Source organism: Bradyrhizobium hipponense (assembly GCF_008123965.1).
GTDB classification, from domain to species: domain Bacteria; phylum Pseudomonadota; class Alphaproteobacteria; order Rhizobiales; family Xanthobacteraceae; genus Bradyrhizobium; species Bradyrhizobium hipponense.
Map to the genome: position 1 here is coordinate 1 of NZ_VSTH01000060.1, position 25,858 is coordinate 25,858.

The 25,858-nt window shown below is 64.2% G+C and carries 22 protein-coding genes; 12 read left to right on the forward strand and 10 right to left on the reverse strand.

The genetic code is table 11. From position 1 onward, the window contains the following. Positions 1-14: 14 nt before the first annotated feature. On the reverse strand, positions 15-938 hold the full coding sequence (locus FXV83_RS19660) for a polyprenyl synthetase family protein (protein ID WP_148741050.1): 924 nt from the start codon (positions 936-938) through the stop codon (positions 15-17). Positions 939-1,099: 161 nt separating this feature from the next. Here FXV83_RS19660 and mtgA point away from each other — a divergent pair, with 161 nt between their 5' ends. The 3 genes from mtgA (at position 1,100) to FXV83_RS19675 (ending at position 2,910) form a co-directional block, all read left to right on the forward strand. Then, positions 1,100-1,774 (forward strand): monofunctional biosynthetic peptidoglycan transglycosylase, encoded by a 675-nt coding sequence (gene mtgA / locus FXV83_RS19665; RefSeq protein ID WP_148741051.1) that lies wholly within the window; start codon positions 1,100-1,102, stop codon positions 1,772-1,774. Positions 1,775-1,943: 169 nt separating this feature from the next. After that, positions 1,944-2,126, forward strand: a complete 183-nt coding sequence (gene rpmF / locus FXV83_RS19670; protein WP_007598106.1) for a 50S ribosomal protein L32 — start codon at positions 1,944-1,946, stop codon at positions 2,124-2,126. 142 nt (positions 2,127-2,268) lie between these two features. Continuing rightward, positions 2,269-2,910 carry a hypothetical protein gene (locus FXV83_RS19675; protein ID WP_187436014.1) on the forward strand — a complete coding sequence of 214 codons (642 nt, stop codon included), beginning with the start codon at positions 2,269-2,271 and terminating at the stop codon, positions 2,908-2,910. A gap of 6 nt (positions 2,911-2,916) precedes the next feature. Here FXV83_RS19675 and FXV83_RS19680 read toward each other — a convergent pair whose 3' ends face one another. Then, positions 2,917-3,177, reverse strand: coding sequence for a hypothetical protein (locus FXV83_RS19680; RefSeq protein ID WP_187436023.1), 261 nt, complete (start codon positions 3,175-3,177; stop codon positions 2,917-2,919). 220 nt (positions 3,178-3,397) lie between these two features. On the opposite strand from FXV83_RS19680, the gene FXV83_RS19685 reads away from it, so the two are divergent. After that, positions 3,398-5,095: a putative bifunctional diguanylate cyclase/phosphodiesterase gene (locus FXV83_RS19685; protein WP_187436015.1), complete on the forward strand. Its 1,698-nt coding sequence runs from the start codon at positions 3,398-3,400 to the stop codon at positions 5,093-5,095. 18 nt (positions 5,096-5,113) lie between these two features. On the opposite strand, the gene FXV83_RS19690 is transcribed toward FXV83_RS19685, so the two are convergent. Then, positions 5,114-5,482: an antibiotic biosynthesis monooxygenase family protein gene (locus tag FXV83_RS19690; protein WP_148741054.1), complete on the reverse strand. Its 369-nt coding sequence runs from the start codon at positions 5,480-5,482 to the stop codon at positions 5,114-5,116. 97 nt (positions 5,483-5,579) lie between these two features. Here FXV83_RS19690 and FXV83_RS19695 point away from each other — a divergent pair, with 97 nt between their 5' ends. Continuing rightward, complete coding sequence (locus FXV83_RS19695) at positions 5,580-6,044, forward strand: MarR family winged helix-turn-helix transcriptional regulator (protein WP_148741055.1); 465 nt, start codon at positions 5,580-5,582, stop codon at positions 6,042-6,044. A 268-nt stretch (positions 6,045-6,312) separates the two neighbouring features. On the opposite strand, the gene FXV83_RS19700 is transcribed toward FXV83_RS19695, so the two are convergent. From FXV83_RS19700 to FXV83_RS19715, 4 genes are all read right to left on the reverse strand, one after another. Further along, positions 6,313-9,180 (reverse strand): PAS-domain containing protein, encoded by a 2,868-nt coding sequence (locus FXV83_RS19700; protein ID WP_148741056.1) that lies wholly within the window; start codon positions 9,178-9,180, stop codon positions 6,313-6,315. Between the two features lie 219 nt (positions 9,181-9,399). Next, positions 9,400-10,275, reverse strand: coding sequence for an acyl-CoA acyltransferase (locus FXV83_RS19705; protein ID WP_148741057.1), 876 nt, complete (start codon positions 10,273-10,275; stop codon positions 9,400-9,402). A 37-nt stretch (positions 10,276-10,312) separates the two neighbouring features. Next, the gene (locus tag FXV83_RS19710) at positions 10,313-11,293 is read right to left on the reverse strand and encodes an amino acid--[acyl-carrier-protein] ligase (protein ID WP_148741058.1); all 981 of its coding nucleotides are present in this window, start codon (positions 11,291-11,293) and stop codon (positions 10,313-10,315) included. Between the two features lie 66 nt (positions 11,294-11,359). Continuing rightward, complete coding sequence (locus tag FXV83_RS19715; protein ID WP_148741059.1) at positions 11,360-12,577, reverse strand: acyl-CoA dehydrogenase family protein; 1,218 nt, start codon at positions 12,575-12,577, stop codon at positions 11,360-11,362. A 358-nt stretch (positions 12,578-12,935) separates the two neighbouring features. Here FXV83_RS19715 and FXV83_RS19720 point away from each other — a divergent pair, with 358 nt between their 5' ends. From FXV83_RS19720 to mtnA, 3 genes are all read left to right on the forward strand, one after another. Continuing rightward, the gene (locus tag FXV83_RS19720; protein ID WP_148741060.1) at positions 12,936-13,208 is read left to right on the forward strand and encodes a phosphopantetheine-binding protein; all 273 of its coding nucleotides are present in this window, start codon (positions 12,936-12,938) and stop codon (positions 13,206-13,208) included. Positions 13,209-13,485: 277 nt separating this feature from the next. Beyond that, entirely contained in the window at positions 13,486-14,361 is an 876-nt protein-coding gene (locus FXV83_RS19725; RefSeq protein WP_148741061.1) for an S-methyl-5'-thioadenosine phosphorylase, read from the forward strand. 17 nt (positions 14,362-14,378) lie between these two features. Beyond that, on the forward strand, positions 14,379-15,485 hold the full coding sequence (gene mtnA, locus FXV83_RS19730) for an S-methyl-5-thioribose-1-phosphate isomerase (protein WP_148741062.1): 1,107 nt from the start codon (positions 14,379-14,381) through the stop codon (positions 15,483-15,485). 254 nt (positions 15,486-15,739) lie between these two features. Here the strand turns inward: mtnA and FXV83_RS19735 are convergent, their stop codons facing one another. Then, a complete protein-coding gene (locus tag FXV83_RS19735; RefSeq protein ID WP_187436016.1) occupies positions 15,740-16,375 on the reverse strand; it encodes an HAD-IA family hydrolase in 636 nt (211 codons plus the stop codon). Between the two features lie 98 nt (positions 16,376-16,473). Here FXV83_RS19735 and FXV83_RS19740 point away from each other — a divergent pair, with 98 nt between their 5' ends. Further along, positions 16,474-17,232: a S1 family peptidase gene (locus tag FXV83_RS19740; RefSeq protein WP_187436017.1), complete on the forward strand. Its 759-nt coding sequence runs from the start codon at positions 16,474-16,476 to the stop codon at positions 17,230-17,232. Positions 17,233-17,357: 125 nt separating this feature from the next. Continuing rightward, positions 17,358-18,860: a flavin-containing monooxygenase gene (locus FXV83_RS19745; protein WP_187436018.1), complete on the forward strand. Its 1,503-nt coding sequence runs from the start codon at positions 17,358-17,360 to the stop codon at positions 18,858-18,860. 219 nt (positions 18,861-19,079) lie between these two features. On the opposite strand, the gene FXV83_RS19750 is transcribed toward FXV83_RS19745, so the two are convergent. After that, on the reverse strand, positions 19,080-20,003 hold the full coding sequence (locus tag FXV83_RS19750; RefSeq protein ID WP_187436019.1) for a response regulator transcription factor: 924 nt from the start codon (positions 20,001-20,003) through the stop codon (positions 19,080-19,082). After that, positions 19,987-23,358, reverse strand: coding sequence for a hybrid sensor histidine kinase/response regulator (locus tag FXV83_RS19755; protein ID WP_148741065.1), 3,372 nt, complete (start codon positions 23,356-23,358; stop codon positions 19,987-19,989). The genes FXV83_RS19750 and FXV83_RS19755 overlap by 17 nt, the downstream gene beginning before the upstream one ends. A gap of 167 nt (positions 23,359-23,525) precedes the next feature. On the opposite strand from FXV83_RS19755, the gene urtA reads away from it, so the two are divergent. Then, a complete protein-coding gene (gene urtA, locus FXV83_RS19760) occupies positions 23,526-24,785 on the forward strand; it encodes an urea ABC transporter substrate-binding protein (protein ID WP_148741066.1) in 1,260 nt (419 codons plus the stop codon). 138 nt (positions 24,786-24,923) lie between these two features. Continuing rightward, complete coding sequence (urtB, locus tag FXV83_RS19765; RefSeq protein WP_148741067.1) at positions 24,924-25,850, forward strand: urea ABC transporter permease subunit UrtB; 927 nt, start codon at positions 24,924-24,926, stop codon at positions 25,848-25,850. Positions 25,851-25,858 lie beyond the last annotated feature (8 nt).

The following is a 25,858-nucleotide window of genomic DNA, read 5'->3' on the forward strand; positions in this document are numbered from 1 at the left end:
ATGGAATCGATCGTCTAGTTCTTCCGCTCGGCGACGAAACGTGCGGCGGCTTGCAGCACCGCGGCGCGATCGCCGAAAATCGAGACCGCGCTGTCGGCCCGGGCCAGCAGGTCACGCACGCGCTGCCTGGCGCCTTCGATGCCGAGCTGGGTCACGAAGGTGGTCTTGCCCATCGCCGCGTCCTGACCCGAGGGCTTGCCGAGCGCGGCCGCGTCGCCTTCGACGTCGAGCAGATCGTCGGCGATCTGGAAGGCTTCGCCGAGCGCGCGGCCGTAATCGTCGAGCGCCTGATATTCCGCAGGCGTCGCCTGTCCGAGGATTGCGCCGGCAATGCAGCCATAACGCAGCAACGCGCCGGTCTTCATCTGCTGGAGGCGCGCGACATCGACAGGCTCGCGGTCGCCGAACCGGCCTTCGCCGGCGAGATCGAGCATCTGGCCGCCGACCATGCCGCCGATGCCGGCGCAGCGCGCCAGCGCGCGCGTCAGCAGCAGGCGCACATTGGCGTCGCGATGGATCTCGTCGCGGGTGATGATGTCGAAGGCGAGCGTCAACAGGCCGTCGCCGGCGAGGATCGCGGTCGCATCGTCGGTCTTCTTGTGCAGTGTGGGACGGCCGCGGCGCAGGTCCGAATTGTCCATCGCCGGCAAGTCGTCATGGATCAGCGAATAGCAGTGGATGCATTCGAGCGCGGCACCGGCCAGCAGCGCGGCCTCGCGGGGAACGCCGAACACGGCCGCGCTCTCGACCACCAGAAACGGCCGCAGGCGTTTGCCGCCATTGAGGCTCGAATAGCGCATTGCGTCCATCAGTCGCTTGGGCCGCGCGATCTCATCGGGCAGGATGTCGTCCGCCAGCAAACGCCCGAGCAGGGCTTCGGTATCATCAGCGGTCTTGTCCAGACGTTTGGCGAAATCTGACGGGGACGTGCCGGTCATCAAGAAGGGCTCCAGAACTAAAATTCGGCGGGACAATCCTTTATGAGCCCGCCTCAGTCAATCGTTTGGAAGGCCTAAAAAGTGCTGGAAAAGGCCCGAATTATCACAGACTTAATGGCCCAGCCCACAGCCGCGTTTCATTTTGCGCCGGAAAGGTCGATTTGCGCATCGTCAAAATCCTGCTGGTGATGCTCGCGGTCGCAGCTCTCGCGCCCTATGTGATCGCGCCGTTCTACCGCACCGGCCACCCCGTTTCGACGCTGATGGCCTGGCGCTCGCTCCGGGGCGCGCCGATGCAGCGGGAATGGATCGATCTGGCGGCGATGTCGCCCTATTTGCCGCGCGCGGTGGTGGCGGCTGAGGATGCCCATTTCTGCAAGCATCACGGGATCGACTGGGGCGCGCTGCGCGAGGCCATCGACGATGCCCAGGAGGACGGCACGCCGTTCCGGGGCGCCTCCACCATCACCCAGCAGGTGGCCAAGAACCTGTTCCTCTGGCAGGGGCGGGACTTCGTGCGCAAGGCGCTGGAATTCCCGCTGGCGCTGTGGATCGACCTTGTCCTGCCCAAGCCACGGATTCTGGAGATTTACCTCAACATCGCCGAACTCGGCCCCCAGGGCCAGTTTGGGGTGGAGGCTGGCAGCGCCTATGCCTTCGGCAAATCGGCCGCCAGCCTGTCCCCCCGGGAGGCGGCGCTGCTGGTCTCGACCCTACCCAATCCGGTCAAACGCAGTGCCAGAACCCCCGGCCCGGGCGTCCGGCGGCTGGCCGGGACCTATGTGGCGCGGGCGCAGGCCTCTTCGCTGTCGACCTGCTGGCGGGAGAATCGCTGAATTTGGGTCCCTTTCGGGCGCATTTTCCGGTCCAAAAGCCTAGCTTTGCGGTCAGCCTTCCTCTATAAGCCCGGCCTTGATCGGCATTCAGCTCGCCTCCTATTGCGGGTGCTGAGCCGTCCCCTCGCGGACGATGCCCGGACAACACCAATCCCTAGAGGATATTGAAATGGCCGTTCCGAGAAGAAAAACCTCGCCGTCGCGCCGCGGCATGCGCCGTTCGGCTGATGCGATCAAGAAGCCGACCTATGTCGAGGACAAGGATTCCGGGGAACTCCGTCGTCCGCACCACCTCGACCTCAAGACCGGCATGTACAAGGGCCGGCAGGTCCTGAAAAAGAAAGAGTCCTGAGGCAGGATTCTTTCTCGGGCAGGAGGATTGAGCCTGCCTGATTTCGGCCAACCCATGAGATATGACGGTGACGGCGGCGGAGCCAACGCTTCGCCGCCGCATTGTCCTGCCTGGACATCTTGATCGAGAAGGCATTTTGCCGATGGTCGGTTTCCCGCTGCTTCTGATCCCGCTCGCCGTCTACAACATCATCGCCTTCTTGATGCCCACCGTGTCCTTCACGGATGTGCTGTTCAAGGTGCCGATGATGTCAGGCGAGACCTGGCCGGTGACGCTCGCCGACGTGATGCTGGCGCTCGGCGTCGTGCTGCTGCTGCTCGAAGTGGTCAAGGGCGCGCGACCAGGCTCGAAATTCCTGATGGATCATTTGCTGTCGCTGATCGTGTTCGGTGCTGCTGCAGCCGAATTCGTGATGTGGCCCAAATTCGGCAACTCCACTTATTTCCTGCTGGTGCTGCTCGCGATGGCCGATTTCCTCGGCGGCATCGCCCAGCGCACGCGTCGCCGCGTGACCTATGTTGCCGAGGCGGCGCCTCGCAAGGCCAAACGTCAGGCCGAGCCGCCGGCCGATGAAGCAATTCCCGAGTCCAAGTTCGAGCCGGTCGTTGTGCCGCACTCACCGGCGGCGCCACCCGCGCCCTCGGCGCAGTCGGTCGCCGAGTCCGTGCTGATGGATCACCCCGCGCCGAAACCTGTGCAGAGCATTCCGCCCTCGCCGGAAATCCCCTCGCCGCATTTGCAGCCGGGCAACGGCACGCCGTTGTCTCCCGACACGCCGCGCTGATCGACCTCAAGCCACCTGCCGCGTGCGGGCGCTGACGGTTTGCAGCGGGCGCTTGCTGCCATACGCCGTCCGCGCATCCTCAGGAGAAGCGCGGCGGAGCTGGTTGGCCTGGGGCAGTTGCTCGGCATTGGCGATGAGCTGGGTGACGAAGCTCGAATCCGGGCGGGGCAGCGGCGCCTTGTGGGCCCACGCAAGCGTCGGCACCAGCGGCACCAGGGCCTTGCCCGCGCCGCTTTCCATCCCGTCCGATCGATCAGTACTCAACATCGCAATCACCATTAACCCGGCGGACCTGTCGCGTTTCGAGACGCCGGCGCCGGTGCGTGTCATGTACTCGCAAGGCCTATGCCGGACTGGCAGGTTTGGTTCCGCCGCGCCCGAAAACTTGGTTTCCAAATTGTTTATCAACTTCGCCTAGGGTCGGGGGCGAATCTGGCTCTATCCTGTGCCGGCTCAGGACTTCCTGCTGTCCCGAATCGAGGCGATTTTGACTCCCGCACTGCCGCAAGCCTCTGAAATTCTGGCCGCCCTCGGTCAAGCCGTGTTCGCCTGGGATCTCACCAGCGACGCCATCGTCTGGGGCGAGCAGGCCGGCGCCGTCTTCCCCGGCATCCCCGCCGAGCGGCTTGCCACCGGTGCCGAGTTCGCCAAGTTAATCGAGCCTGCGCACACGGTGCGGACCGCCGCGTTGGCGCAGACCTCCGCTGTGCATGGCGCCGACGGCACTTCCTATCGGGTCGAATACGGCGTGCGCATGAGCGCGTCCGATGCCGTGGTCTGGATCGAGGAGACCGGCCGCTGGTTCGCCGGTCCCGACGGCCGCCCGGTGCGCGCGATCGGCTCCGTCCGCATCAACAACGAGCGCCACGCCCGTGAGGAGGAATTGACAAGGCTCGCCAGGCTCGATCCCCTGACCGGCGAACTCAACCGTTCCCATCTGATTGCGGCGCTGGCTGAGGCGATCGAGGAGACGACTCGCTTCCGCTCGACTGCAGCCTTCATGCTGGTCGGCATCGATCATCTCGCGCGCGTCAATGACGCCTTCGGCTTCGATGTCGCGGACGCCGTGATCCTTGATGTGGCAAAACGCATCCGGACGCGGCTGCGCGGTGGCGACGTGCTGGGGCGCTTCTCCGGCAACAAGTTCGGCCTGATCCTGAAGAACTGCACGGTCGACGACATGAACGTAGCGGCCGAGCGCTTTCTCGCCGGCATTCGCGACGAGGTGGTGCCCACCCGATCCGGTCCGGTGTCGGTCACCGCCTCGATCGGCGCGGTCAGCTTGCCGCGTTATGCCCGCAGCACCGATGAGGCGGTCAATCGCGCCCATGAGACGCTCGATGCCGCCAAGCGTCGTCGCTCCGGCTCGTTCGCCGCGTGGCGGCCGAACGCCGAGCGCGACGCGCAACGCCGCGTCAACATCCGCGTCACCGACGAGATTGTCACCGCGCTGAACGAGCGCCGCATCAGGCTCGCCTATGAGCCGGTGGTGTCGGCCGCCTCGCGCGAGGGTGCGTTCCACGAATGTCTGGTGCGGATGGATCAGGGCGACGGCCAGGTGCTGCTTGCGCCCGACATCGTGCCGGTGGCCGAGCGGCTCGGCCTCATCCGCCTGGTCGATCACCGTGTGCTCGAGCTCGTCGTCGCCGAGCTCGCCGCCGCGCCTGACATCCGGCTCAGCCTCAACATCTCGCCGGATACGACCATGGATCCTGACTGGTGGGCGGGAATCGAATCGCTCATGCGCGCTCATCCCGGCGTCGCCGAGCGGCTGATCGTCGAGATCACCGAGACGGTTGCGATCCAGGACATCGACGACGTCCGTGGTTTCGTCACGCGGCTGAAGAATTTCGGCAGCCGCATCGCGATCGACGATTTCGGCGCCGGTTACACCTCGTTCCGCAACTTGCGCAAGCTCGGCGTGGACATCGTCAAGATCGACGGCGCGTTCGTGCAGAACATCAACCGCTCTCCCGACGACCGTGCATTCGTGCAGACCCTGATCGATCTTGCCCGCCGCCTCGATATCAAGACCGTTGCCGAATGGGTGCAGGACGAGGAAGCCGCGAGCATGCTGCGCGACTGGGGCTGCGATTACATCCAGGGACGCCTGATCGGGCTTGCCTCAGCCGAGCGCCCGTGGGGCGGCGCGCCGCCGGACAGCGCGCTGCCGGCGGCGGGGTAACCGCCTTGGAATCTGCAGCTACGCTACGCAGATGCCGGGCACCGCGACCTTCTGAAACAGATGCGGGCTCGCGACGGCGGATGCGGGATAGACTGCAATCTTGGCGCGGAATTCCGGGTGAGTGAAGGCCGCGCGGAAATGCGCGTTGGATTCCCACACTGCGTAATTGAGATAGGTCGGGTTGTCCCCGACGGCGCGGTGAAGCTGTGTTGATATGAAACCCGGTTGCCGCTTCATGAAGGCGGCATCATCCTGCCAGCTCTTCAGGAAGCCCTGTTCGTCGGCCGCATCGAGCGTGAACAGATTCACCAGCACCACGGGGCCGGTATCGAGCGCGATCTGACGGTCAATCGGAAAGGCCGGATCGAGGGGGCACATCTGGGCCATGGCATCACTCCGTTCGATTTGGTACCATCATGTCAATTCGACAATCCATGACATAGATTATTGACATCATCATGTCAATAGAGGATGATCGTGACAAATGAGCAAGAGCAAGCGCACCCCGGCGGGCGAGGCGCTGACAAACCTGATCCTCGACCTGTTCCGGGCTAACGGCCTTCTCCTGACCGCTGGCGATCGGCTGGTGGCGTCGCTCGGTCTCACCAGTGCGCGCTGGCAGATCCTTGGGGCGATCATCGATTCTGACCGCCCGGAGCCGGTCGCCTGGTTGGCGCGCAATCTGGGCGCCAATCGCCAGAACGTGCAGCGTATCGTCAACGACCTGGAGCGCGATGGTCTCGTCGTGTTCGAGGCCAACCCGCATCATCGCCGGGCGCAGCTTGTGGTGCTCACCGACAGGGGCAGGCAGATCTACGATGCCGCAGGCCGGTTGCAGGTCCCATGGGTCAACGGCCTGTCGCATGGCTTCTCGGTCAATGAGATCGAAATCGCGCACCGTGTGCTTAACGCTCTGCGCGATCGGCTCAAAGGAACCGGCGAGGATTGATCACGCTCCGCTCTCACGCCGCGCGGCTTACTACGTTGAGTCGCTGGATGACCGGGCAACCCGCGTGGCCGAGTCACGGCTTGGCCTCCGCTGAAGAAGTGGGTGCGCACGGCGTCAATACGCCTTTGACCGCCTCACCAGCTCGCGCTTTTTGCGGAGCGCCGGCAACAGGGGCCTTGTAGGGCAGCTTCCGTCGTAGGGCAGCTTCAATGTCTGCACTCACATGGCGGAATCTGGCGCGGAGCGCAGCGCAGGGCGGGTAAAGTTCTTACGCCACCTGACGGACCGCGTTGAGCCGCTCGATCGTGTGGTTGACTTCGCTCGCGGGGCACGGCCTGCCGAAATAATATCCCTGCACCGCGGTACAGCCGCATTCACGCACGAAGTCGAGCTGCTCGATCGTCTCCACGCCTTCCGCCGTGGTCTCGACGCCGAGCACCGAGCCGAGGCTCGCGATGGTGCGGACGATGGCGATGCTTTCCGGGCTTTCGCCGAGCGTGCCGACGAAGGAGCGGTCGATCTTGATGCGGTCGAACGGGAATTTGCGCAAATAGCTGAGCGAGGAATAGCCGACGCCGAAATCGTCGAGGCTGACGCGCACTCCGAGCGAACGGAGCTGGTGCAGGATCGCGATCGTCGCCTCGCTGTCGTCGAGCAGCGCCGTCTCGGTGACCTCGAGTTCGAGCCGCTGCGGCGGCAGGCCGGCCTCGGCGAGTGCGCTCGTGACCATCGCCACCAGCCCACGCGAGCGAAATTGCACCGGAGACAGGTTAACCGCGATGGTGACGTCGGGCCATGACGCCGCGGTCGCGCAGGCGGTGCGCAGTACCCATTCGCCGATCGGAACGATCAGGCCGGTCTCCTCGGCGATCGGAATGAACTCGGCCGGCGAGACCAGGCCGCGCGAGGGATGTTTCCAGCGCAGCAGCGCCTCGAAGCCGGTGAGCTCGGACGTGTTGAGCCGCACCTGCGGCTGGAACACAAGATGAAATTCGCTGGCCTCCAGCGCGCCGCGCAGATCGTGTTCCAGCGCGTGCCGGCTGCGCGCCTCTTCCTCCATTTCGGGCTCGAACAGCTGAAACGCGCCGCGGCCCTTGGCCTTGGCCTGGTACAGCGCGAGATCGGCGCATTTCATCAGCTCGTCGGCGTCGAGCCCGTGGTCGGGCGCGACCGCGATGCCGACGGAGACGCCGATATGGATCGACTGGCTCTCCAGCGGCGGCGGTCGACCGATGATCTCGATCAGCCGGCGCGCGAGCCGCTCGGCCGATTGCGGCTGCGGACCGCGCTGGAGGACGGCGAACTCGTCGCCGCCGAGGCGCGCGACCGTGTCGTGCTCGCCGACATTCTCCCTCAACCGCGCCGCGACCCAGCGCAGCAGCCGGTCGCCGGCGGCGTGTCCGAGGCGGTCGTTGACGGTCTTGAAATTGTCGAGGTCGAAGCACAGCACGGCCATGGCTCCGCCAGCGATCGCGACCTGATTCAGTCCCTCGCCCATTTTCTCGCGGAACAGCGTCCGATTGGGCAGGTCGGTGAGCGAATCGTGCTGCGCCATGTGCGCGACGCGGGCTTGGGCCTTGTGGCGCTCGGTGACGTCCTCATAGGTGACGACCCAGCCGCCATGCTCCATCCGCTTGTGATTGAGCTTGATGATGCGACCGTCGCTCAAATGGCGGTGCAGCGTGTGCTCGCCCTCGCGCAGCCGCTCGACATAATCGGCATAGAGCCTGGCACCCGTCATGTCCGGATCGATGCCAATCTCGCAGCTATGTTCCATGATCTCCCGCATCGAGACGCCGGGCTTCACGATGTCGGGCGAGAGACCATACATCTCGATGTAACGGCGGTTGCAGACGATGACGTGCAGGCTCGAATCGAGCATGCACAGGCCCTGGCTCATATTGTTCAGCGCCGCGTCGAAGCGGCGATATTGCTCGCTCAACTCGTCGATTGCGCGCTCACGCTCGCTGATATCCTCGTAGGTGGCGACGAAGCCGCCATCGGGCAGCGCACAGTAGCGCACCGAAATCACGGTATCGTTCGACATGCTCCGCCGCATCGGCGACGAGTCCCGGTTCGCAATTCGTGCACTGGCCATTTCCAGGAGTTGTTGCGGACTGTATTCCGAAGAGAACGCCCCGTTCGCCATCGACCGCTCGATCAGCTCGGCGAGATGCGTGCCGGCCCTGGTCTCCTCCGGCGACAGCCGATAGATCTTGCGATAAGTGGTGTTACAGACGCGAAGGCGCATGTCGCTGTCGAAAAATGCGAGCCCGTGCGCCATGTTCTCCAGCGCTGCATCGAGGATGAAGTTCTGCTGCCTCAGGGTCTCTTCGTATAGCAGCCGCTCGGTGACATCCTCGTGCACCGTCACCCAGCCGCCGTCGGGGAGAAAACGGGACACCGCCTGCACCATCCGCCCGTCATAGCGCATCACGAGCATGGTTTTCGCCTTCCTCGCGCGCACGTCTTCCAGCCTCGTCTCGTGGAATTCGTCACCCGACATGCCCGGCATGTTACCCCGCGAGAGCCAGTGATCGATGGCGGCGCTGTGCGCGACGCCGGGCTTCACGATTTCGGGGTCAAGGTTGTAGAGATTCAGGAAGCGTTCGTTGCAGACGACGAGGCGGCTGCCGGAATCATACATGATGAGGCCGTGCGACATGTTGGCGAGCGCGTGCTGGCTGCGCTCGGTCTGGAGGCGCAATTCCGCCTCGAGCCGGGCGAGGCGGCTGACGTCGTCGCAGATCGTCATCCAGCCGCCGCCGGGGAGCGGCTTGAGTTCGAGCGCCATGACGAGGCCGCTTGCAAGCCGCTGCTCGGTCCGGAACGGCTTGCCGGCCGCGATCTGCTTCATGCGTCTGGAGTAGAGCGCCTCGATCTCGTCCACCGGGAAGTTGCCGAGCGACGCGCTGTGGGTGAGCACGTCGCGGTAGCTCGTGCCGATCCGCACGATCTCGGCCGACATGTTGAACAGGCTCAAATAGCGCTGGTTCACCAGCACGATCCGGTTGTCGGCGTCGTAGACGCAGACGCCCTGCTCCATGTGGTCGAGCGCAAGCTGGCTCAGCGAGACCAGGGCCTCCGGGCCCCGCTCGCACTGTGCACCAAGCTCGTTGTCGCGGGTCGACGTCATGGGATCGGTGGGTCTCGGCGGGCAATAGACTTAGCGCAACGTCATTCAGATGCCGAGGGTAGCGAAGATGCGGGAAAATTCCCTTAAGCGCAGTAGTTTACGGAGGGTGACCGGCGATGCGGAGAAGCGTGCATGTTGCGCTTGGTTGAGAGCGTGCAACAATCTCGGCGTCGTCCCGGTCTTCGGGACGAGGGCGAGTGTGCGGGCGCGCGCCTCGGGCTATGGCCCGTACAGCACCAGCTCGGTATCGGTCAGATCGGCCAGCCCCGGGGGATGCGGGCCCTTGAAATATTTGCGGCCGCGCCGCTCGGTGTAGAGGCCGGCGACGCCGGGGACCGGACCGTTGCCAGCAACGACCACGGCGACCTTGCCGAGCCGGAGCAGCAGGCGGCCGATGCGGCCGGCGCAGGTGGCATATTCGGCGGCGCTACGGCAATAGATCAGCTGCATCGCCGGCGGGGCAATGATGCCGCGGCGGATACGCACCGGTTGCAAGATGAAGGGGAAGGTACCCTGCTGCGTACGGCAGACCAGAGTGAGGCAATTGTAGCGCGCATGCCGCGTCAGCAGTTCCGTCTCGGCCTCGGAGAGCCCTTCGACCTGCTTGGCGTGTTGCGAGATCACCTCAATCTTGCTCCAGCGCGGCGCGCGCGACAGCGCCGGCACCGAGAAGAACATGCCGCGGCTATAGGTGCGAAAGCCCTGCGTTTCGATGATCGGCCACGTCCACGGCGCCGGGCTGATGTTGAGATAGGTCACTTCCTTGTGTCGCTGCGCGATCTTGGTCAGCAGCGGCGCGTAATTGCGGTAGGCCGGTTCGACATACCAGCTCGACAGATTGCACTGGATGGTGGTCTTCTCGCCCTCCATCCGCGTCGTGTAGATCAGCAGCAGGACTCCGACCGGAGTGCCGTCATTGTCGAGCATGTAGCCGAAGCGCGGATAGCCCTCCGGCACGGGCCGGAAGGCCTGCCGACGCAGGCCCTGGATCCAGTAGTTGCGCGAGCGGCCGACGAAGCCGCGCGTCAGCAGATCCGCGATGGCTTCGACATCGGACTCGATAATCTCGCGGCATCGGACCTTGGTGTGGATCACGCTCGTCTTGCCCGTGGAAATGAGAGGCCTCGTTCGGTTAGCGCCAGCCTTCGCCATGGGCGTCGGCGGCGACCTGCGGCTGCATGCCCAGGATGTCCCGCACCTTGGCAGGCCACACGGAGAGATCGGTGCCGTGCGTGTGGAACATGGCGACCGCGAGCCGGTCCATGCCGAAGGCGACGCAGCCGGTGTGGGCCGGTTCGCCATCGGCGTCCTGGATGCCCCAGGTCGTGCCGAAATGCTCGCGGTGATAGTTGAAGCTCATGCAGGCGGTCGGCTGCTCTTCCGAGCGCAGCGGAATCAGGAGCTCGAACTTGAGCTGCTGCTGCTTCTGGCTCACCGCCTTCATCTGGCCGACGCGGCCGAAGAAGGGATCGCTGGCATAGTCGACGCGGAAGGTCAGGCCGAGATCTGTTGCGAGCGCCTGCGCGCGCACCATCCAGCGCTCGCGGAAATCGGCGACGTCGTCGGGGCTGCCGATGCAGACATATTCGCGCATCCGGAACGATTGCAGCCGGTCGAGATGCCTTGACGGCTCGCGGCGGAAGCAATCGGCGGCGACGTCGAAGCGCAGGCCACCCCTGGGCAGCTGGCCACGGCTCGCCGCGATCGGATAGACGGGATAGCAGGCGGCGGGCGACAGCACGAGATCGGCTGGCGAGAGCGAGGTGGTCCAGTCGCCGCCGGCATCGAAGCGGCTCACCGCGGCGTTGATCTCGCGCTCGGTGCCGTGCAGGCCGCAGACGCAGCCGAGCAGGTTCGGAAAGCTCTTGAGGTAGCCGGACTTTTCAAGCTGGGCACGGCTCATCACCGGCGGGAAGCGCATCACTTCGGTGCCCGCCTCGCGATGCCTGGAGATCAGTGCGGCCAGCCGCTCGACGATTCCCTCATAGAGTGCGGTACGGGCATAGACGCCATCCGAGCCCATGGGATGAAACAGCGTGTCGGCGAGATGGTCGAGCGAATCGACGGCCTGCGGCGCGGTGTCGGGCGAATTGGGGAGAACAGCAATGTTCATGTTCGACGTCCTGCTATCTGAAATTATTTTTGTTGGTCTCTAGGGCTGATCGATCTCGAAGGTTTGCTAGTCACGAAGACCTGCCGGCACGCCGCTCATCAGCGTCGATGTCGCGGCATTGGCCAGAATGCGGTCGTTGTTGATCATGATCGGTGACGACAGCACGTCGCGCAGGTGGCGGCCCATGGTGAACTCGCCGTCGTTGCGATAGCCGGAGAGGCCGGCCGTGCGCATCGCATGCATCACGGCTTCGACCGCGAGCTCGGAGGCCTGGACCTTCAGAAGCGTGATCGAAGACTGGAAGTCGAGCGAGCTCAGCGCGCGTTCGTCATGCTCGTTGCTGGCGAAGGCGTCGAGATTGGCGGCGATCAAGGCACGGAGTTTTGCCAGCGACATCTTCGCTGCGGTGAAATGCGCGGCTGCAGGCGGCATCTGTCCGCCGGAGCTGCGGGCCGCCTTGCGGACGAAGGCTTGCGCGCGGGTCACGGCCGCAGCCGCGATGCCGGCCCAGGCCGACGACCAGCACAGATGCGCAAACGGCGTCATGGTCTGGGCGTGGATCTTGTCGTAGGATTCCGGGAAGACCCGATCCGAGGGGCAGTCCACCTTCAGCTCGAAACCGGTCGAGCAGGTGCCGCGCATGCCGAGCGTTTCCCAGCCCAGCGTGCGCTTCAGTGAATAGTCATCCTTGGCGAGCGCCAGCAGCACCTGGTCGGACGCAGAGGCGTCCGTGGCGCGGCGCGCGACGGTGACGAGGCCGTCGGCCTCGGCGCCATAGGAGATCACGGTGGCGTCACGCACCAACGAAACCGTGTCGCCGGCGTGGTCGACCGCGGCCGCGCTGGCGCGGATGTTGCCGCCGTTCTGGCCTTCGGTGGTGGAGGAGGCGAGCAGCCACTGGTCGCGGGCGACCCGGCGCATCATGGTTTCCATCCACGGGATGCCATGGCCGTGCCTGACGACGCAGGCGACCTTGGTCTGGTGCATCGCGTAGATCATCGCGGTGGAGGCGCAGGCGCGTCCGAGCGTGTAGCAGATGTCGGCGACGTCGTGGATCGAAGCGCCAAAGCCGCCGAACTCGACCGGGATCATGACGCCAAGCAGCTTCTGCTCACGCGCGGCTTCGAATGCCTTGTGGGGAAAGCGGGCGTCGCGATCGACGCCGTCGGCGTCGGCAGCCGCCACGGTGGCGGTACGCGCCGCACGTTCCACCAGGGACGGGTCCTGCTCGAGAAAGCTCGTCGGCGCGTCATCGACAGTAAGGACCGCTTCACGCACGTTCATGCTCGTCCGCCTCCGGTTTGCCGTTCGAGATCGCCAGCATCATTCGCGATGCAGTCTGGCGATCCTCCGACCATCTTTGCTTGTGAGGTGAGGCTAGGGATTTAATTCAAATTCGTCGATGAAATAGAGGGTAAACAAACCGAAATTCCGAACGAACAGTTAAGGCGCGGTTGTCGGCGTCGCCGAAACTCCCGGTATCGCGTTAGCGATTTGGTAGAGGCATGAATTTCAGACAAATCTGAGTCATCGTTTACTAAGAAACGCGAAGTAATGCTTGCGCCCATTGCGGGATCGGGCGGCCGTGCCCATCGTAACGGGCAATCCGGTCCGACCTTGATAGACAGATGGGAATTTGCCGATGCAGGCCTTCGACACCGACGTGCGCAATCGCATCATCAAGCTGGTGAAGGGCATCCTCGAACAGAATTCGCTCTCCACTGACGTCACGGCGGCAGCCAAGCTCGTCGACGTCGGCCTGACCTCGATGGACATGGTCAATTTGATGCTCGGCGTCGAAGCCGAGTTCGACTTCACCATTCCCCAGTCAGAGATCACACCGGAGAACTTCCAGTCCGTCGAGACACTGGAGCGGATGGTGACGGCCCAGCTGCAGCCGGCCACGGCGGCTTAATCAAGCACATAGCTGTCTCCCCCAACGTCGTCCCGGCGAAGGCCGGGACCCATTACCCCAGGGAGAAGTTGCGGCGCGAGCTGGCAACCACGAGTCTTCGCCAAAATACATCCTGTGGTTATAGGTCCCGGCCTTCGCCGGGACGACATTGAATGTGCGGCGAGCGCTTTGCGCCCCCCACAGCACCGCTATCCAGCCTCCACCCCCGTTCCAAAACCACCGCAAAACTGGCATAGCTGCTCCACGGGATCGCGCGGCGCGAACGGGTGGAGCAGGCATGACGCAGGCGGTATTGGGCATCATCGGCGGTTCCGGCATCTACGACCTGCCGGGCCTCGAGGGTGCGCACGAAGAGGTGATCGAGAGCCCCTGGGGCGAACCGTCGGCACCGCTGCGACGCGGTGCCATCGCGGGGTTACCGGTCGTGTTCCTGCCGCGGCATGACAAAGGCCACCGGCTGTCGCCCTCCGATATCAACTACCGCGCCAATATCGACGTCTTGAAGCGCGCCGGCGTCACCGACCTGATCTCGCTCTCGGCCTGCGGTTCCTTCAAGGAGGAGATGCCGCCCGGCACGTTCGTCCTGGTCGACCAGTTCGTCGATCGGACCCACAAGCGGGAGAGCTCGTTCTTCGGCAGGGGCTGCGTCGCCCATGTCTCGATGGCGCATCCGGTGTCGCCGCGGCTGCGTATTCACCTCGCCGCCGCCGCGGAAGCGGAAGGGATCGCGATCGCGCGCAGCGGTACCTATGTCTGCATGGAGGGGCCGCAATTCTCGACCTATGCGGAAAGCATGACTTACAAGACCCTCGGCTATTCCGTGATCGGCATGACCAACATGCCCGAGGCCAAGCTCGCCCGCGAGGCGGAGATCTGCTACGCCACCGTCGCGATGGTGACGGATTTCGACTGCTGGCATCCCGACCATGATGCCGTGACCGTTCAGGACATCGTCCGCGTGCTGAGCTCGAATGCCGACAAGGCCAAGGCGCTGGTGGCGCGGCTGGCAAAGGATTTCCCGCGTGAGCATGAGCCGTGTCCGATCGGCTCGGACCGCGCCCTCGACACCGCGCTGATCACCGCGCCCGAGGCGCGCGATCCGAAGCTTATGAAAAAGCTTGATGCAGTGGCAGGCCGCATCCTGCGTGCCTGAGGCGAAAGGCAAAGGCGATGAAGGTCGACGGCAAGCATTTTCGCAGCGTCTGGCGCGAGCGCGACGGCTGGTCGGTCGGCGCGATCGACCAGCGTAGGCTACCGCATGAGTTCGTCGTCGCCCGACTGACCTCGTGCGAAGACGCCGCCGTCGCGATCCGCGACATGCTGGTGCGCGGCGCGCCGCTGATCGGCGCGACCGCCGCTTACGGCATGGCGCTCGCCATGCGCGAGGACGCTTCCGATGCCGGCCTGAAGCGCGCCTACGAAACCCTGATCGTGGCGCGGCCGACCGCGATCAATCTGAAATGGGCGCTGAACGAGATGCGCGCGGCGCTCGCGCCGGTCGAGCCGCTGGAGCGGGCGGAAGCCGCCTACGCGCGCGCCGACGAGATCGCCGAGCAGGATGTCGAGATCAACCGCGGCATCGCCAGCAATGGCCTTGCGCTGATCGAGGCGATTGCGGCGAAGAAGCCGGGCGAGACGGTCAATTTGCTGACTCATTGCAACGCCGGTTGGCTCGCCACCGTCGACTGGGGCACGGCGACGGCGCCGATCTATCTGGCGCATGAGCGCGGCATCAAGATCCACGTCTGGGTCGACGAGACCCGCCCGCGCAACCAGGGCGCTTCGCTCACGGCGTGGGAACTCGGTCATCACGGCGTGCCGCACACTGTGATTCCGGACAACACGGGTGGGCATCTGATGCAGCACGGCATGGTCGATCTCGCCATCGTCGGCACCGACCGCGTTGCCGCCAATGGGGACGTCTGCAACAAGATCGGTACGTACCTGAAGGCGCTCGCCGCGCACGACAATAACGTGCCGTTCTACGTCGCGCTGCCGTCGCCGACGATCGATTTCGCCGTCAGTGACGGCATCCGCGATATCCCCATCGAGCAACGCAGCGGCACGGAAGTCACCGACATGACCGGCCTCACCGCCGGCGGCCGGCTGGAGACCGTGCGCATCGTGCCGGAGGGCTCGCCGGTCGCAAACTACGCTTTCGACGTCACGCCGGCGCGACTCGTCACCGGTCTCATCACCGAGCGCGGCGTGCTGAAGCCCGATCGCGCCTCGCTCGCCGCCGCCTTCCCCGAGCGGATCGCCGCTGCGGCGGAGTAGGTGTTTGACGAAGGACGTCGCCCCGATCTCGTCATTGCGAGCTCAGCGAAGCAACCCAGAGTCTTTCCACGGCGGGATTCTGGATTGCTTCGCTGTGCTCGCAATGACGAGTTCGTTGATGCGCCCTCTCTATCCCTCACCCTGAGGAGCCGCGCTTGCGCGGCGTCTCGAAGGGCGAGGGCCACGAGCGGGGCCTTTATCCTTCGAGACGCGCGCAAAGACGCGCTCCTCAGGATGAGGGACTGACAGTGCAGCTAGCCCAGCCTCAATCCCGTCGCCGCCTCGAGCTCGGCAATCGCCTGGGCTCCGCTTGCCACCTTGATCGTGGTCATGCCCATCTCGCGTGCGGGCTTCAGATTGACGCCGAGGTCGTCGAGATAGATGCAATTCTTCGGATCGACCGTCAGCGTCTCGACCATCATCCGGTAGATGCGCGGATCGGGCTTGCGCAGGCCGATCTTGGCGGATTCGATGACGTGGTCGAACAGCGCCATCACCTCGGCGACATAGAGCATGCGCCCGGTCATGCTGCCGATCGCATTGGCCGGCAAATTGTTGGTGATGCAGCCGGTTTTGAACTGTGCCTTGATGCGCTTCAGTGCCTCCACCATCTCGGGACGTAGGTCGCCCTGCAGCAGCGGCAGCACGTCACGCCCGCGCACTTCCGCGCCGAGCGCGAGCGATTCGGCGGCGAACAGCTGGTCGAACGCGTCGATGTCGACCTCGGCGCGCTCGAACTTCGCCCAGGCGTTTTCGAGGTGGTTGGCGGCGTTGGTGCGCCGGATGATGTCGATCGGCAGGCCGCGCTCGGTCTCGAATCGCGCGAACGCCTCGAATGGCGAGCTGGTCAACACGCCGCCAAAATCAAAGATCACTGCCTCGATTGCCAATGTCCAGCCCTCGTGAATTCTCTCCCAAAACGGCTAGCATGCGGTATGGACAAGGACCAGTCCGAGCGCAGGCGCTCATCGTCTTGAGACATGTTCCCATGAAGAAGCTCGCAACGCTCGTCGCGGCCACGCTGCTGCTCGCCACACCTGCCCACGCTATCGTCGGCGGGGGCACGCCGCAGGCCGACGGTGTCGCGCGCGCCGTCGTCACCATCGTCGGCTCACGCGGCAATTTTTGCTCCGGCAGTCTGATCGCACCGAAACTTGTGCTTACTGTCGCCCACTGCGTGCAGCCCGGCGCCGACTACAAGATTGTCGATTATGGCGCCGACGGGAAGCCGCAACTTCAGAACGTGCGGACTGTTGCGATTCATCCGAGCTTCAACATGCAGGCGATGCAGTCGCATCGCGCCACCGCCGACGTCGCGCTGCTGCAGCTCGAAATTCCACTCAAAGGAAAATCGACGGTGCCGGTTGGTGCGCCGAATGTTCCGATCCAGGTCGGCAGCCGCTTCACCATCGCCGGTATCGGCGTGACGATGCGCGGCGAGGGCAAGAGCGGCGGCGCGACGCGCGTTGCGGCGCTCGTTGCCACGGGTCAGCCCGGCACGCTTCAGATCCGGTTGGTGGATCCCGTAACCAACGGTGTTCGCGACGGAATCGGCGCCTGCACCGGCGATTCCGGCGGCCCGGTGTTCGAGGACAGGCCGAACGGTCCCGTGCTGGTCGGCGTCATCAGCTGGTCGACGGGGCCGAGTGGCGCCGCCGGCTGCGGCGGGCTGACCGGGGTCACGCCGCTCACGCTCTATCGCGATTGGATACTGCAGACCGCACGGAGCTGGGGTGCAGCGCTGTGATTTGACCGCGGCTCGATCTATGCCATCTTGAAGTTGAAGCGCGATGGGCGACCGTGCCCGTCGCGGAGGAAACGCGCCGTCCGGTCAAGGACGGCCATAAAAACAAGCAAGGCATAGAAGCAACAATGAATGTCGCTGTTCGCAGTCACGCCACGACCAACCAGGCCTCGGAGCATTTCGACGTGCTGATCGTCGGTGCCGGCATTTCCGGCATAGGCAGCGCCTATCACCTGACAAAGCAGCTGCCCGGCACGAGCTTCGTCATCCTGGAGACGCAGGCGACGTTCGGCGGCACCTGGATCACGCATCGCTATCCCGGCATCCGGTCGGACAGCGACCTCCACACCTTCGGCTATAGCTTCAAGCCCTGGGTCGGTCCGCCGATCGCGACGGCCGAGGAGATCCTCGCCTACATGAACGAGGTGATCGCCGAAAACGATCTCGAGCGGCACATCCGCTACAAGCACAAGATCAATTCCGCCAGTTGGTCGAGCGAGCAAAATCTCTGGACCATCGAGGCGATGACGACCGATACCGGTGAAGCGAAGACGTTCACCGCCAACTTTCTCTGGATGTGCCAGGGCTACTATCGTCATTCGGAGGGTTACACGCCCGAATGGAAAGGCATGGACCGCTTCAAGGGCCGCATCGTCCATCCGCAGACGTGGCCGGACGACATCGATCTCGCGGGCAAGAAGGTCGTCGTGATCGGCTCGGGCGCGACGGCGGCGACCCTGGTGCCGAACATCGCGGACCAATGCGCGCATGTCACCATGCTCCAGCGTTCGCCGACCTATTTCCGGCTTGGCCGCAACGCCATCGAGATCGCCGAGGAGCTGCGCAGGCTTCAGGTCGACGAGGCGTGGATTCACGAGATCGTCCGCCGCAAGATCCTGTTCGAGCAAGATGCCTTCACTAAGCTCTGCGTGAGCAAGCCCGAGCAAGTAAAGAAGGAATTGATCGGGCAGATCAGCGCCGTCCTCGGGCCGGACTACGACGTCGAGACGCACTTCACGCCAAGCTACCGGCCGTGGCGGCAGCGCATCGCCTTCGTGCCGGATGCCGATCTGTTCAAGGGGATTGCCAGCGGCAAGGCCTCCGTCGTCACCGACGAGATCGAATGCTTCGTCGAGAACGGCATTCAGCTCAAATCCGGCAAGCTACTGGAGGCCGACATCATCGTCACCGCGACCGGCTTCAATCTCGCCGCGCTCGGCGACATCGCCTTCGAGATCGACGGCAAGCCGCTCGCCTTCGGAGATACCGTCACCTATCGCGGCATGATGTTCACGGGCGTCCCAAACATGGTCTGGGTGTTCGGCTATTTCCGCGCCAGCTGGACGCTGCGCGTCGACCTCGTCGCCGATTTCGTCTGCCGGCTGCTCGGCCATATGAGGGGCAAGGGCGCCAGGAAGGTCGAGGTCAGCTTGCGTCCCGAGGATCACAACATGCCGATCCTGCCGTGGATCGATCCGGAAAACTTCAACCCCGGCTACATGATGCGCAACATGAACCTGTTGCCCAAGCGCGGCGACAAGCCGGAATGGCAGCACAGCCAGGATTACTGGACCGAAAAGGACGAGATCCCGAAGACGGATCTGGACGATAGGGCATTCGTGTACGGGTAGGGGGCGGTTCTTCTGCATGCGAGAGGCGGCGACGGTCGCCACGCAATCCGCTGTCGTCCCGGCGAAGGCCGGGACCCCATACCGCGGAATCTATCGGTTGCGGATGATGATAGTCCCACGGGTCTTCGCCAAACTGCTCCCTGCTGCTATGGGTCGCGGCCTTCGCCGGGACGACACCGCTTGTTGGACGGGCTGCGTCTCAACTCGTTCACAGAAGGATTACGAATTCCGCCTTGTCGCATTCGTCGCGATCGCCGCAGCCGCAGTCCTGTTCTCCACCCCCAGCTTGGCGTAGATTTGCTCGAGATGCTTGTCGACCGTGCGCGGGCTCAATCCCAGAATCTGTGCGATGTCGCGGTTGGTCTCGCCCTTGCTGAGCCAGGCCAGCACCTCGCCTTCGCGCGTGGTCAGGCCGAGCTCGCTGGTGAATTCCAGCGGCAGCGTGGTGCCGGATTCCTTGGACAGCCGAAGCAGGAACTCGTTCGCCCCGAGCTGGCCCATGAAGTAGAGCCGGAGCTGCGGATTGTCGGGCAGCGAGGCGGCCTGCGATTTCGGTTTGCCTCGTGCCTGCTCCAGCCATTGCAGCAGAGACGGCGGCAGTCTGAAATCGTCGCCGAGATGGGTGCCCGGGTGATCGGATAACAGCTTCTGCGCCTGCGGCGTCGACCAGAGAATGCCGCCCTGGCGGTTGACCGCAAACAGGAAGCGGCCGGAGACGTCGAGGGCAGCGCGCGCGCTCTGGGTCAACCGCGCATTGCCGAGATGGACGCGGATGCGCGCCAGCATTTCCTCGATCGCGATCGGCTTTGTCACATAGTCGACGCCGCCGGCTTCGAGCCCGCGCACGATATGCTCGGTCTCCGCAAGGCCCGTCATGAAGATCACGGGAACGTTGGCAAGCCCCGCATCGCGCTTCAGGCGCCGGCAGGTTTCGAAGCCGTCAATGCCTGGCATCACGGCGTCGAGCAGCACGATGTCGGGCGTGATCTGGTCGACGATGCGCATTGCTGCGGCGCCGTCGAGCGCCACCATCACCGTCATCCCCGCGCCGTCGAGTGCGTCGGTGAGCAGCCGCAGCGTCTCCGGGGAGTCGTCGACGACCAGCGCAACGTCGCGCTTTTTCGGCTCATTGCTCATACGCATGCAATGTCTTCAATGTGGCCATGTACTGGTCGAGGTCGAAGCGGTCGACCAGCGATCGCATCTGCGCGACAAAATCGGCGTGCTCCGGATGCTCGCTGCCGATCTCGTCGAGCTTCAATTGAATGCCCTTGACGTAGCCGATCTGGCCGAGCCCGATCAGCGCCACGATGTGCCGCACCGGCGGCTGCGAGCCGCTTTCCGGTCGCCACAGCGGTATCGCGATCTCGTGCGAGCCGTACTGCCATTCGATCTTGAGCAGCTGGCGAATGGTTTCCAGCAGCCGCGGGATATCGATTGGCTTCATCAGATAGCCGTCGTGGAAGGGCTGCGCCAGCGGGGCGCCATGGGCCTCCAGCGCGCTCGCCGACACCATCAGGATGCGGGCCTGGTGATGACCACTTGCGCGCAGCGACTCCGCCACGGTCCAGCCGTCCATGCCCGGCATCGAGATGTCGAGGAGGAAAAGGTCGGGCCGGCAATGCTGCGCCAGCGCGAGGCAGCCCGGCCCGTCGGCGGCGCTGAGCAGGATAAAACCGAGCGGCGTCAGCACCTCGCGCAAGAGATCGCGATGCACCGGGTCGTCGTCGGTAATGAGGATGGTCTTGCGCGCGCCGTGATAACCGGAGACCGGCGCCTCCACCGGCGCGGTGCGCCTGGGATTGGTGACCTCGGACAGCAGCATCTTCACCTTGAACGTGCTGCCGCGGCCAACCATGCTGGTGACCTTGATGTCGCCGCCCATCACGCCGGCAAGTAGCCGGCTGATCGTGAGACCCAGTCCCGTGCCGCTCTGCGGCTGCGAGACCCCGAGCGCGCCGCGCTCGAACGGCGCGAAGATGCGTTCGAGATCGTCGCCCTGGATACCGGGGCCGGTGTCGATCACCTCGAACTCGGCGACCGGGCTGCGGTAATGCACTACGAATTGCACGCTGCCGCTCTGGGTGAACTTGATGGCGTTGGAGAGCAGATTGATCAGCACCTGACGCAGCCGCTTCTCGTCGGCATAGACCACGGTCGGCAGCGTCGCCGGCCGTCTGAACACGAAGTCGATGCCCTTGGCGCCAGCCTGAAGGCGAAACATGCCGACGAGCTGGTCGAGGAATTCGCTCAAGCGCACCTCGTCGCGCGACAGATAGAGCCGTCCCGCCTCGATCTTGGAAATGTCGAGAATGCCGTCGATCAGGCCGGAGAGATGGTCGGCACTGCGGCGGACGACGCGGACCTGATCGCGAGGCTTGGTGGGCAGCGTCGTATCCTGCTCGAGCAGCTGAGCATAGCCGCTGATCGCGTTCAGCGGCGAGCGCAGCTCATGGCTCAAGCCCACCACATAGCGGCTCTTGGCGAGGTTGGCGGATTCGGCGACCTCCTTGGCGCGCTGGAGCTCTGCGTCTGTTCGTTTGTGCGCGTCGATCTCCTGGATCAGCAGCGTGGTCTGCCGCAGCGTCTCGGCCTCGGCGGCGCGGCGGCTCTGCTGCGCCAGCACGAACAGCCAGGCCACCACGCCGATGATGATGCTGAGTGAAAAGAACACCTTCCAGAGCACGTTGGAGACCAGCACGTTCTCGCCATGCACGCTCGCCGAGGTCTGGAGATAGATCAGCCCAAGCACGAGCGCGACGAGGCCGGCAGAGATCACGAAGACGCCGATGTAATGGCCGAGCTGCGAATTGATCCGCTGATAGATCGGTTGCGGCAAGATCCTGCCGAGCGCCTCGGAGAACTGCACCTGCGCACGCGCATGCGGCTTACAGAGATCGTGACAGCGCGCATCGAGCGAACAGCACAGCGAGCAGATCGGGCCGGCGTAGGCGGGGCAGGACGTCATGTCCTCGGGTTCGAACGTATGCTCGCAGATGCAGCACTGAATCGCTTCGATATTCGCCCAGCTCCGCTTCGGTTTGCGCGCGATGTAGTACTTGCCGTCGGTAAGCCAGGCGATGACCGGCGCGGTGACGAAGGCGACGGCGAGCGCGACGAAGGCGGCGAGCGCCTTCATGGTCGGTCCGAACAGGCCGTAGAAGGCGGCGATGGAGACGATGGTCGCGATCGTCATGGCGCCGACGCCGACCGGATTGATGTCGTAGAGATGGGCGCGCTTGAATTCCATCTGCGGCGGGCGCAGGCCGAGCGGCTTGTTGACCACGAGATCGGAGACCAGCGCGCCGACCCAGGCGATCGCGACGTTGGAATAGAGCGCGAGAGTCTGCTCCAGCGCCTTGTAGACGCCGATCTCCATCAGCAGCAGCGCCACCATCACGTTGAACACCAGCCAGACGACGCGGCCGGGATGGTTGTGGGTCAAACGCGAGAAGAAGTTCGACCAGGCGATCGAACCGGCATAGGCGTTGGTGACGTTGATCTTGAGCTGCGACAGGATCACGAAGGTGCCGGTCAGGGCGAGCGCTAGATCCGGCTGCGAGAGCACATAGCGGAATGCCTCGAGATACATATGCGCGGGCTCGGCGGCTTCCTCGGGCGGCACGCCGTGGCTGAGCGCGAAGTAGGCGAGGAACGAGCCGGCCAGCATCTTCGGTGCGCCGAGCACGATCCAGCCTGGCCCCGCGCTCATCAGCGCGCTCCACCACGACGCCTTGGAGGCGCGGCGGTCACGGGGCAGGAAGCGCAGGAAATCGACCTGTTCGCCGATCTGCGCCACCAGCGAGAACACCACGGAGGACGCCACGCCGAACAGCAGCAGATCGAAATTGCCGTTCATGTCGCCGTGCTCGCCCGAGAACTTGCGCCACTCCGCGAAGGAATGGGGGCTGGCCCAGGCGATGGCGGCAAAGGGCAGGATGTGCAGGATGATCCAGAGCGGCTGCGTCCAGAGCTGGAAGCGGCTGATCAGCGTGATGCCGTAGGTCACCAACGGGATGATCGCGACCGCGCTGATGAGGTAGCCGATCGGGCGCGGAATGCCGAAGCACATCTCCAGCGCGGTCGCCAGGATCACTGCTTCGATCGCGAAGAAGATGAAGGTGAAGGAGGCGTAGATCAGCGAGGTGACGGTCGAGCCGATATAGCCGAAGCCGGCGCCGCGGGTGAGCAGGTCAATGTCGATGCCGCATTTGGCGGCATAATAGGCAATCGGGACGCCGCAACAGAAGATGATGGTGGAGACGACGAGGATCGCGGCGGTGGCGTTGGTGACGCCGTAGTTGAGGGTGATGGTGCCGCCGATGGCCTCCAGGGCCAAGAATGAAATCGCGCCGATGGCGGTGTTGGCGACGCGGGCGGCGGACCACCGTCGTGCGCTTTTGGCGGTGAAGCGTAGCGCGTAGTCTTCCAGCGTCTGGTTGGCGACCCATTGGTTGTACTGGCGCCTGACGCGGTCTATTCGCTGCCGCCCTGCCACTTAATCCCCACTCCCGAACTCGCCGATCCCTCGCAAAACCCGTACCAAAAGCCTACGTCGTCATTTTGCGGTGCAGTATACGCGATCTTGCGTATGCTTGCGGTGCACAAATTCGAGCCATCCTCACGGCACCAATCGCGTGTCCTCGAACAAAAAGTGGGGTGCTCATGTCAGACGAAGCAAACAAGGGCCTATTGTCGCCGCTCCGGCGCAAGCTGCTGATGGGAATGGCGGCTGTACCGGCCATCACGATGCTGCCACGGGCCTCTTTTGCGCAGGCCCCGGCGACCTCGGCCGTCAACACCACGGGCCTCGCGGTCACCGACACCGAGGTGACCGTCGGCATCCTGCATTCGGCGACCGGCACCATGGCCATCTCCGAAACCGGCTCGATCGAAGCCGAAAAGCTCGCCATCGAGCAGATCAACGCCACGGGCGGCGTGCTTGGACGCAAGATCAAGTTTATCCAGGAAGACGGCGCCAGCGATTGGCCGACCTTCGCGGAGAAGGCCAAGAAGCTGCTGGTCAACGATAAGGTCGCGGCCATCATGGGCTGCTGGACCTCGGCCTCGCGCAAGGCGGTGCTGCCGGTCATGGAGCAGTACAACGGCATGCTCTACTACCCGACCTTCTACGAAGGCCTCGAGCAGTCCAAGAACGTGATCTACACCGGCCAGGAGGCGACCCAGCAGATTCTCGCCGGCCTGAACTGGATCGCCAAGGAAAAGGGCGCGAAGTCGTTCTTCTTCATCGGCTCGGACTACATCTGGCCGCGCACCTCGAACAAGATCGCGCGCAAGCACGTCGAAAACGTGCTCAAGGGCAAGGTCGTCGGCGAGGAGTACTACGCGCTCGGCAGCACCCAGTTCAATTCGGTCATCAACAAGATCAAGCTGACAAAGCCCGATGTGATCTTCACCGACGTCGTCGGCGGCTCCAACGTCGCGTTCTACAAGCAGCTCAAGGCCGCCGGCATCGACCTCTCCAAGCAGGCGCTGCTGACGATCTCGGTCACCGAAGACGAAATCGACGGCATCGGCGGCGAGAATATCGCGGGCGCCTATGCCTGCATGAAGTACTTCCAGTCGCTCGACAATCCGAACAACAAGACCTTCGTGCCGGCGTTCAAGAAGCTGTGGGGCGAGAAGACCGTGATCGGAGACGTCACCCAGGCTGCCTATCTCGGCCCGTGGCTGTGGAAGTTGACGGTGGAGAAGGCGGGCTCCTTCGACGTCGACAAGATCGCGACGGCGTCACCGGGCGTCGAGTTCAAGGGTGCGCCGGAAGGCTACGTGCGCATCCACGAAAATCATCACCTCTGGTCGAAGACCCGGGTGGGGCGCGCCAAGCTCGATGGGCAGTTCGAGCTGATCTACGAGACCGCCGATCTGGTCGAGCCGGACCCGTTCCCCAAAGGCTACCAGTAACAAGGGTTACCAGTAACAGGCGCCGTTTCCCGCAAGGCAAAGCCGCTCCCTGGCGTGGATTGCAAGTCCACGCCCAAGACCCCCGCGCCGCGAACCTGCTCGCGACGCGGGGACCCTATCCCCCGACGGAGGACATCGATGTTCGGCGACTACTCGCTTGGTGACCTTGGCTCCATCTTCGTCATGCAGGGTTTTGCAGGACTGATCCTGTTCTCGGTCTACGTCCTGATGGCGCTCGGGCTTGCGATCATCTTCGGCCAGATGGGTGTCATCAACATGGCCCATGGCGAGTTCATGATCCTCGGGGCCTACGTCACCTGGATGACCTCGAATTTATTCCAGACCTATTTGCCGAGCCTGTTCAGCGGCTACTTCTTCCTCGCGATGATACTGGCCTTCGTGGCATCCGGCGCGCTGGGAATGCTGGTGGAATGGGTGCTGATACGGCATCTCTACAAGCGCCCGCTCGACACGCTGCTCGCCACCTGGGGCCTCAGCCTGATTCTGCAGCAGGCCTATCGTTCCGTGTTCGGTGCGCGCGAGGTCGGCGTCGAACTGCCGCAATGGATGCTCGGCTCGCTGCACGTGACCGACAGCATCGAAGTGCCGATCAACGGCGTCTTTGTGATGTGCCTCACCGTCCTGATCACCGTCTGTGTCGCCTACGTGATGTACAAGTCGCGCTGGGGCCGCCAGGTGCGCGCGGTGGTGCAGAACCGCATCATGGCCGGCGCCGTCGGCATCAACACCGAGAAGGTCGATCGCTACACCTTCGGGCTCGGTTGCGGCATCGCCGGCGTTGCCGGAAGCGCCTTCACCATGATCGGCTCGACCGGGCCGACGTCAGGCCAGCTCTACATTGTCGACACCTTCCTCGTCGTCGTGTTCGGCGGGGCCGCAAGCCTGCTCGGCACCATCGCCTCCGCGTTCTCGATCTCGCAGACGCAATCGACGCTCGAATTCTTCCTGTCGGGTTCGATGGCCAAGGTGCTGACGCTGCTCGCCGTCGTCGGCATTCTGATGCTGCGGCCGCAGGGTCTGTTCGCCCTCAAAGTCCGCAAATAACAAGAAGC

Excerpts from the sequence above, each read along its gene's own strand:
- FXV83_RS19660 (WP_148741050.1), bottom strand. The coding sequence starts at position 938 with ATGACCGGCACGTCCCCGTCAGATTTCGCCAAACGTCTGGACAAGACC.
- rpmF (WP_007598106.1), top strand. The coding sequence starts at position 1,944 with ATGGCCGTTCCGAGAAGAAAAACCTCGCCGTCGCGCCGCGGCATGCGC.
- FXV83_RS19675 (WP_187436014.1), top strand. The coding sequence starts at position 2,269 with ATGGTCGGTTTCCCGCTGCTTCTGATCCCGCTCGCCGTCTACAACATC.
- FXV83_RS19680 (WP_187436023.1), bottom strand. The coding sequence starts at position 3,177 with ATGTTGAGTACTGATCGATCGGACGGGATGGAAAGCGGCGCGGGCAAG.
- FXV83_RS19690 (WP_148741054.1), bottom strand. The coding sequence starts at position 5,482 with ATGGCCCAGATGTGCCCCCTCGATCCGGCCTTTCCGATTGACCGTCAG.
- FXV83_RS19695 (WP_148741055.1), top strand. The coding sequence starts at position 5,580 with ATGAGCAAGAGCAAGCGCACCCCGGCGGGCGAGGCGCTGACAAACCTG.
- FXV83_RS19700 (WP_148741056.1), bottom strand. The coding sequence starts at position 9,180 with ATGACGTCGACCCGCGACAACGAGCTTGGTGCACAGTGCGAGCGGGGC.
- FXV83_RS19710 (WP_148741058.1), bottom strand. The coding sequence starts at position 11,293 with ATGAACATTGCTGTTCTCCCCAATTCGCCCGACACCGCGCCGCAGGCC.
- FXV83_RS19715 (WP_148741059.1), bottom strand. The coding sequence starts at position 12,577 with ATGAACGTGCGTGAAGCGGTCCTTACTGTCGATGACGCGCCGACGAGC.
- FXV83_RS19720 (WP_148741060.1), top strand. The coding sequence starts at position 12,936 with ATGCAGGCCTTCGACACCGACGTGCGCAATCGCATCATCAAGCTGGTG.
- FXV83_RS19725 (WP_148741061.1), top strand. The coding sequence starts at position 13,486 with ATGACGCAGGCGGTATTGGGCATCATCGGCGGTTCCGGCATCTACGAC.
- mtnA (WP_148741062.1), top strand. The coding sequence starts at position 14,379 with ATGAAGGTCGACGGCAAGCATTTTCGCAGCGTCTGGCGCGAGCGCGAC.
- FXV83_RS19740 (WP_187436017.1), top strand. The coding sequence starts at position 16,474 with ATGAAGAAGCTCGCAACGCTCGTCGCGGCCACGCTGCTGCTCGCCACA.
- FXV83_RS19745 (WP_187436018.1), top strand. The coding sequence starts at position 17,358 with ATGAATGTCGCTGTTCGCAGTCACGCCACGACCAACCAGGCCTCGGAG.
- FXV83_RS19750 (WP_187436019.1), bottom strand. The coding sequence starts at position 20,003 with ATGCGTATGAGCAATGAGCCGAAAAAGCGCGACGTTGCGCTGGTCGTC.
- urtA (WP_148741066.1), top strand. The coding sequence starts at position 23,526 with ATGTCAGACGAAGCAAACAAGGGCCTATTGTCGCCGCTCCGGCGCAAG.
- urtB (WP_148741067.1), top strand. The coding sequence starts at position 24,924 with ATGTTCGGCGACTACTCGCTTGGTGACCTTGGCTCCATCTTCGTCATG.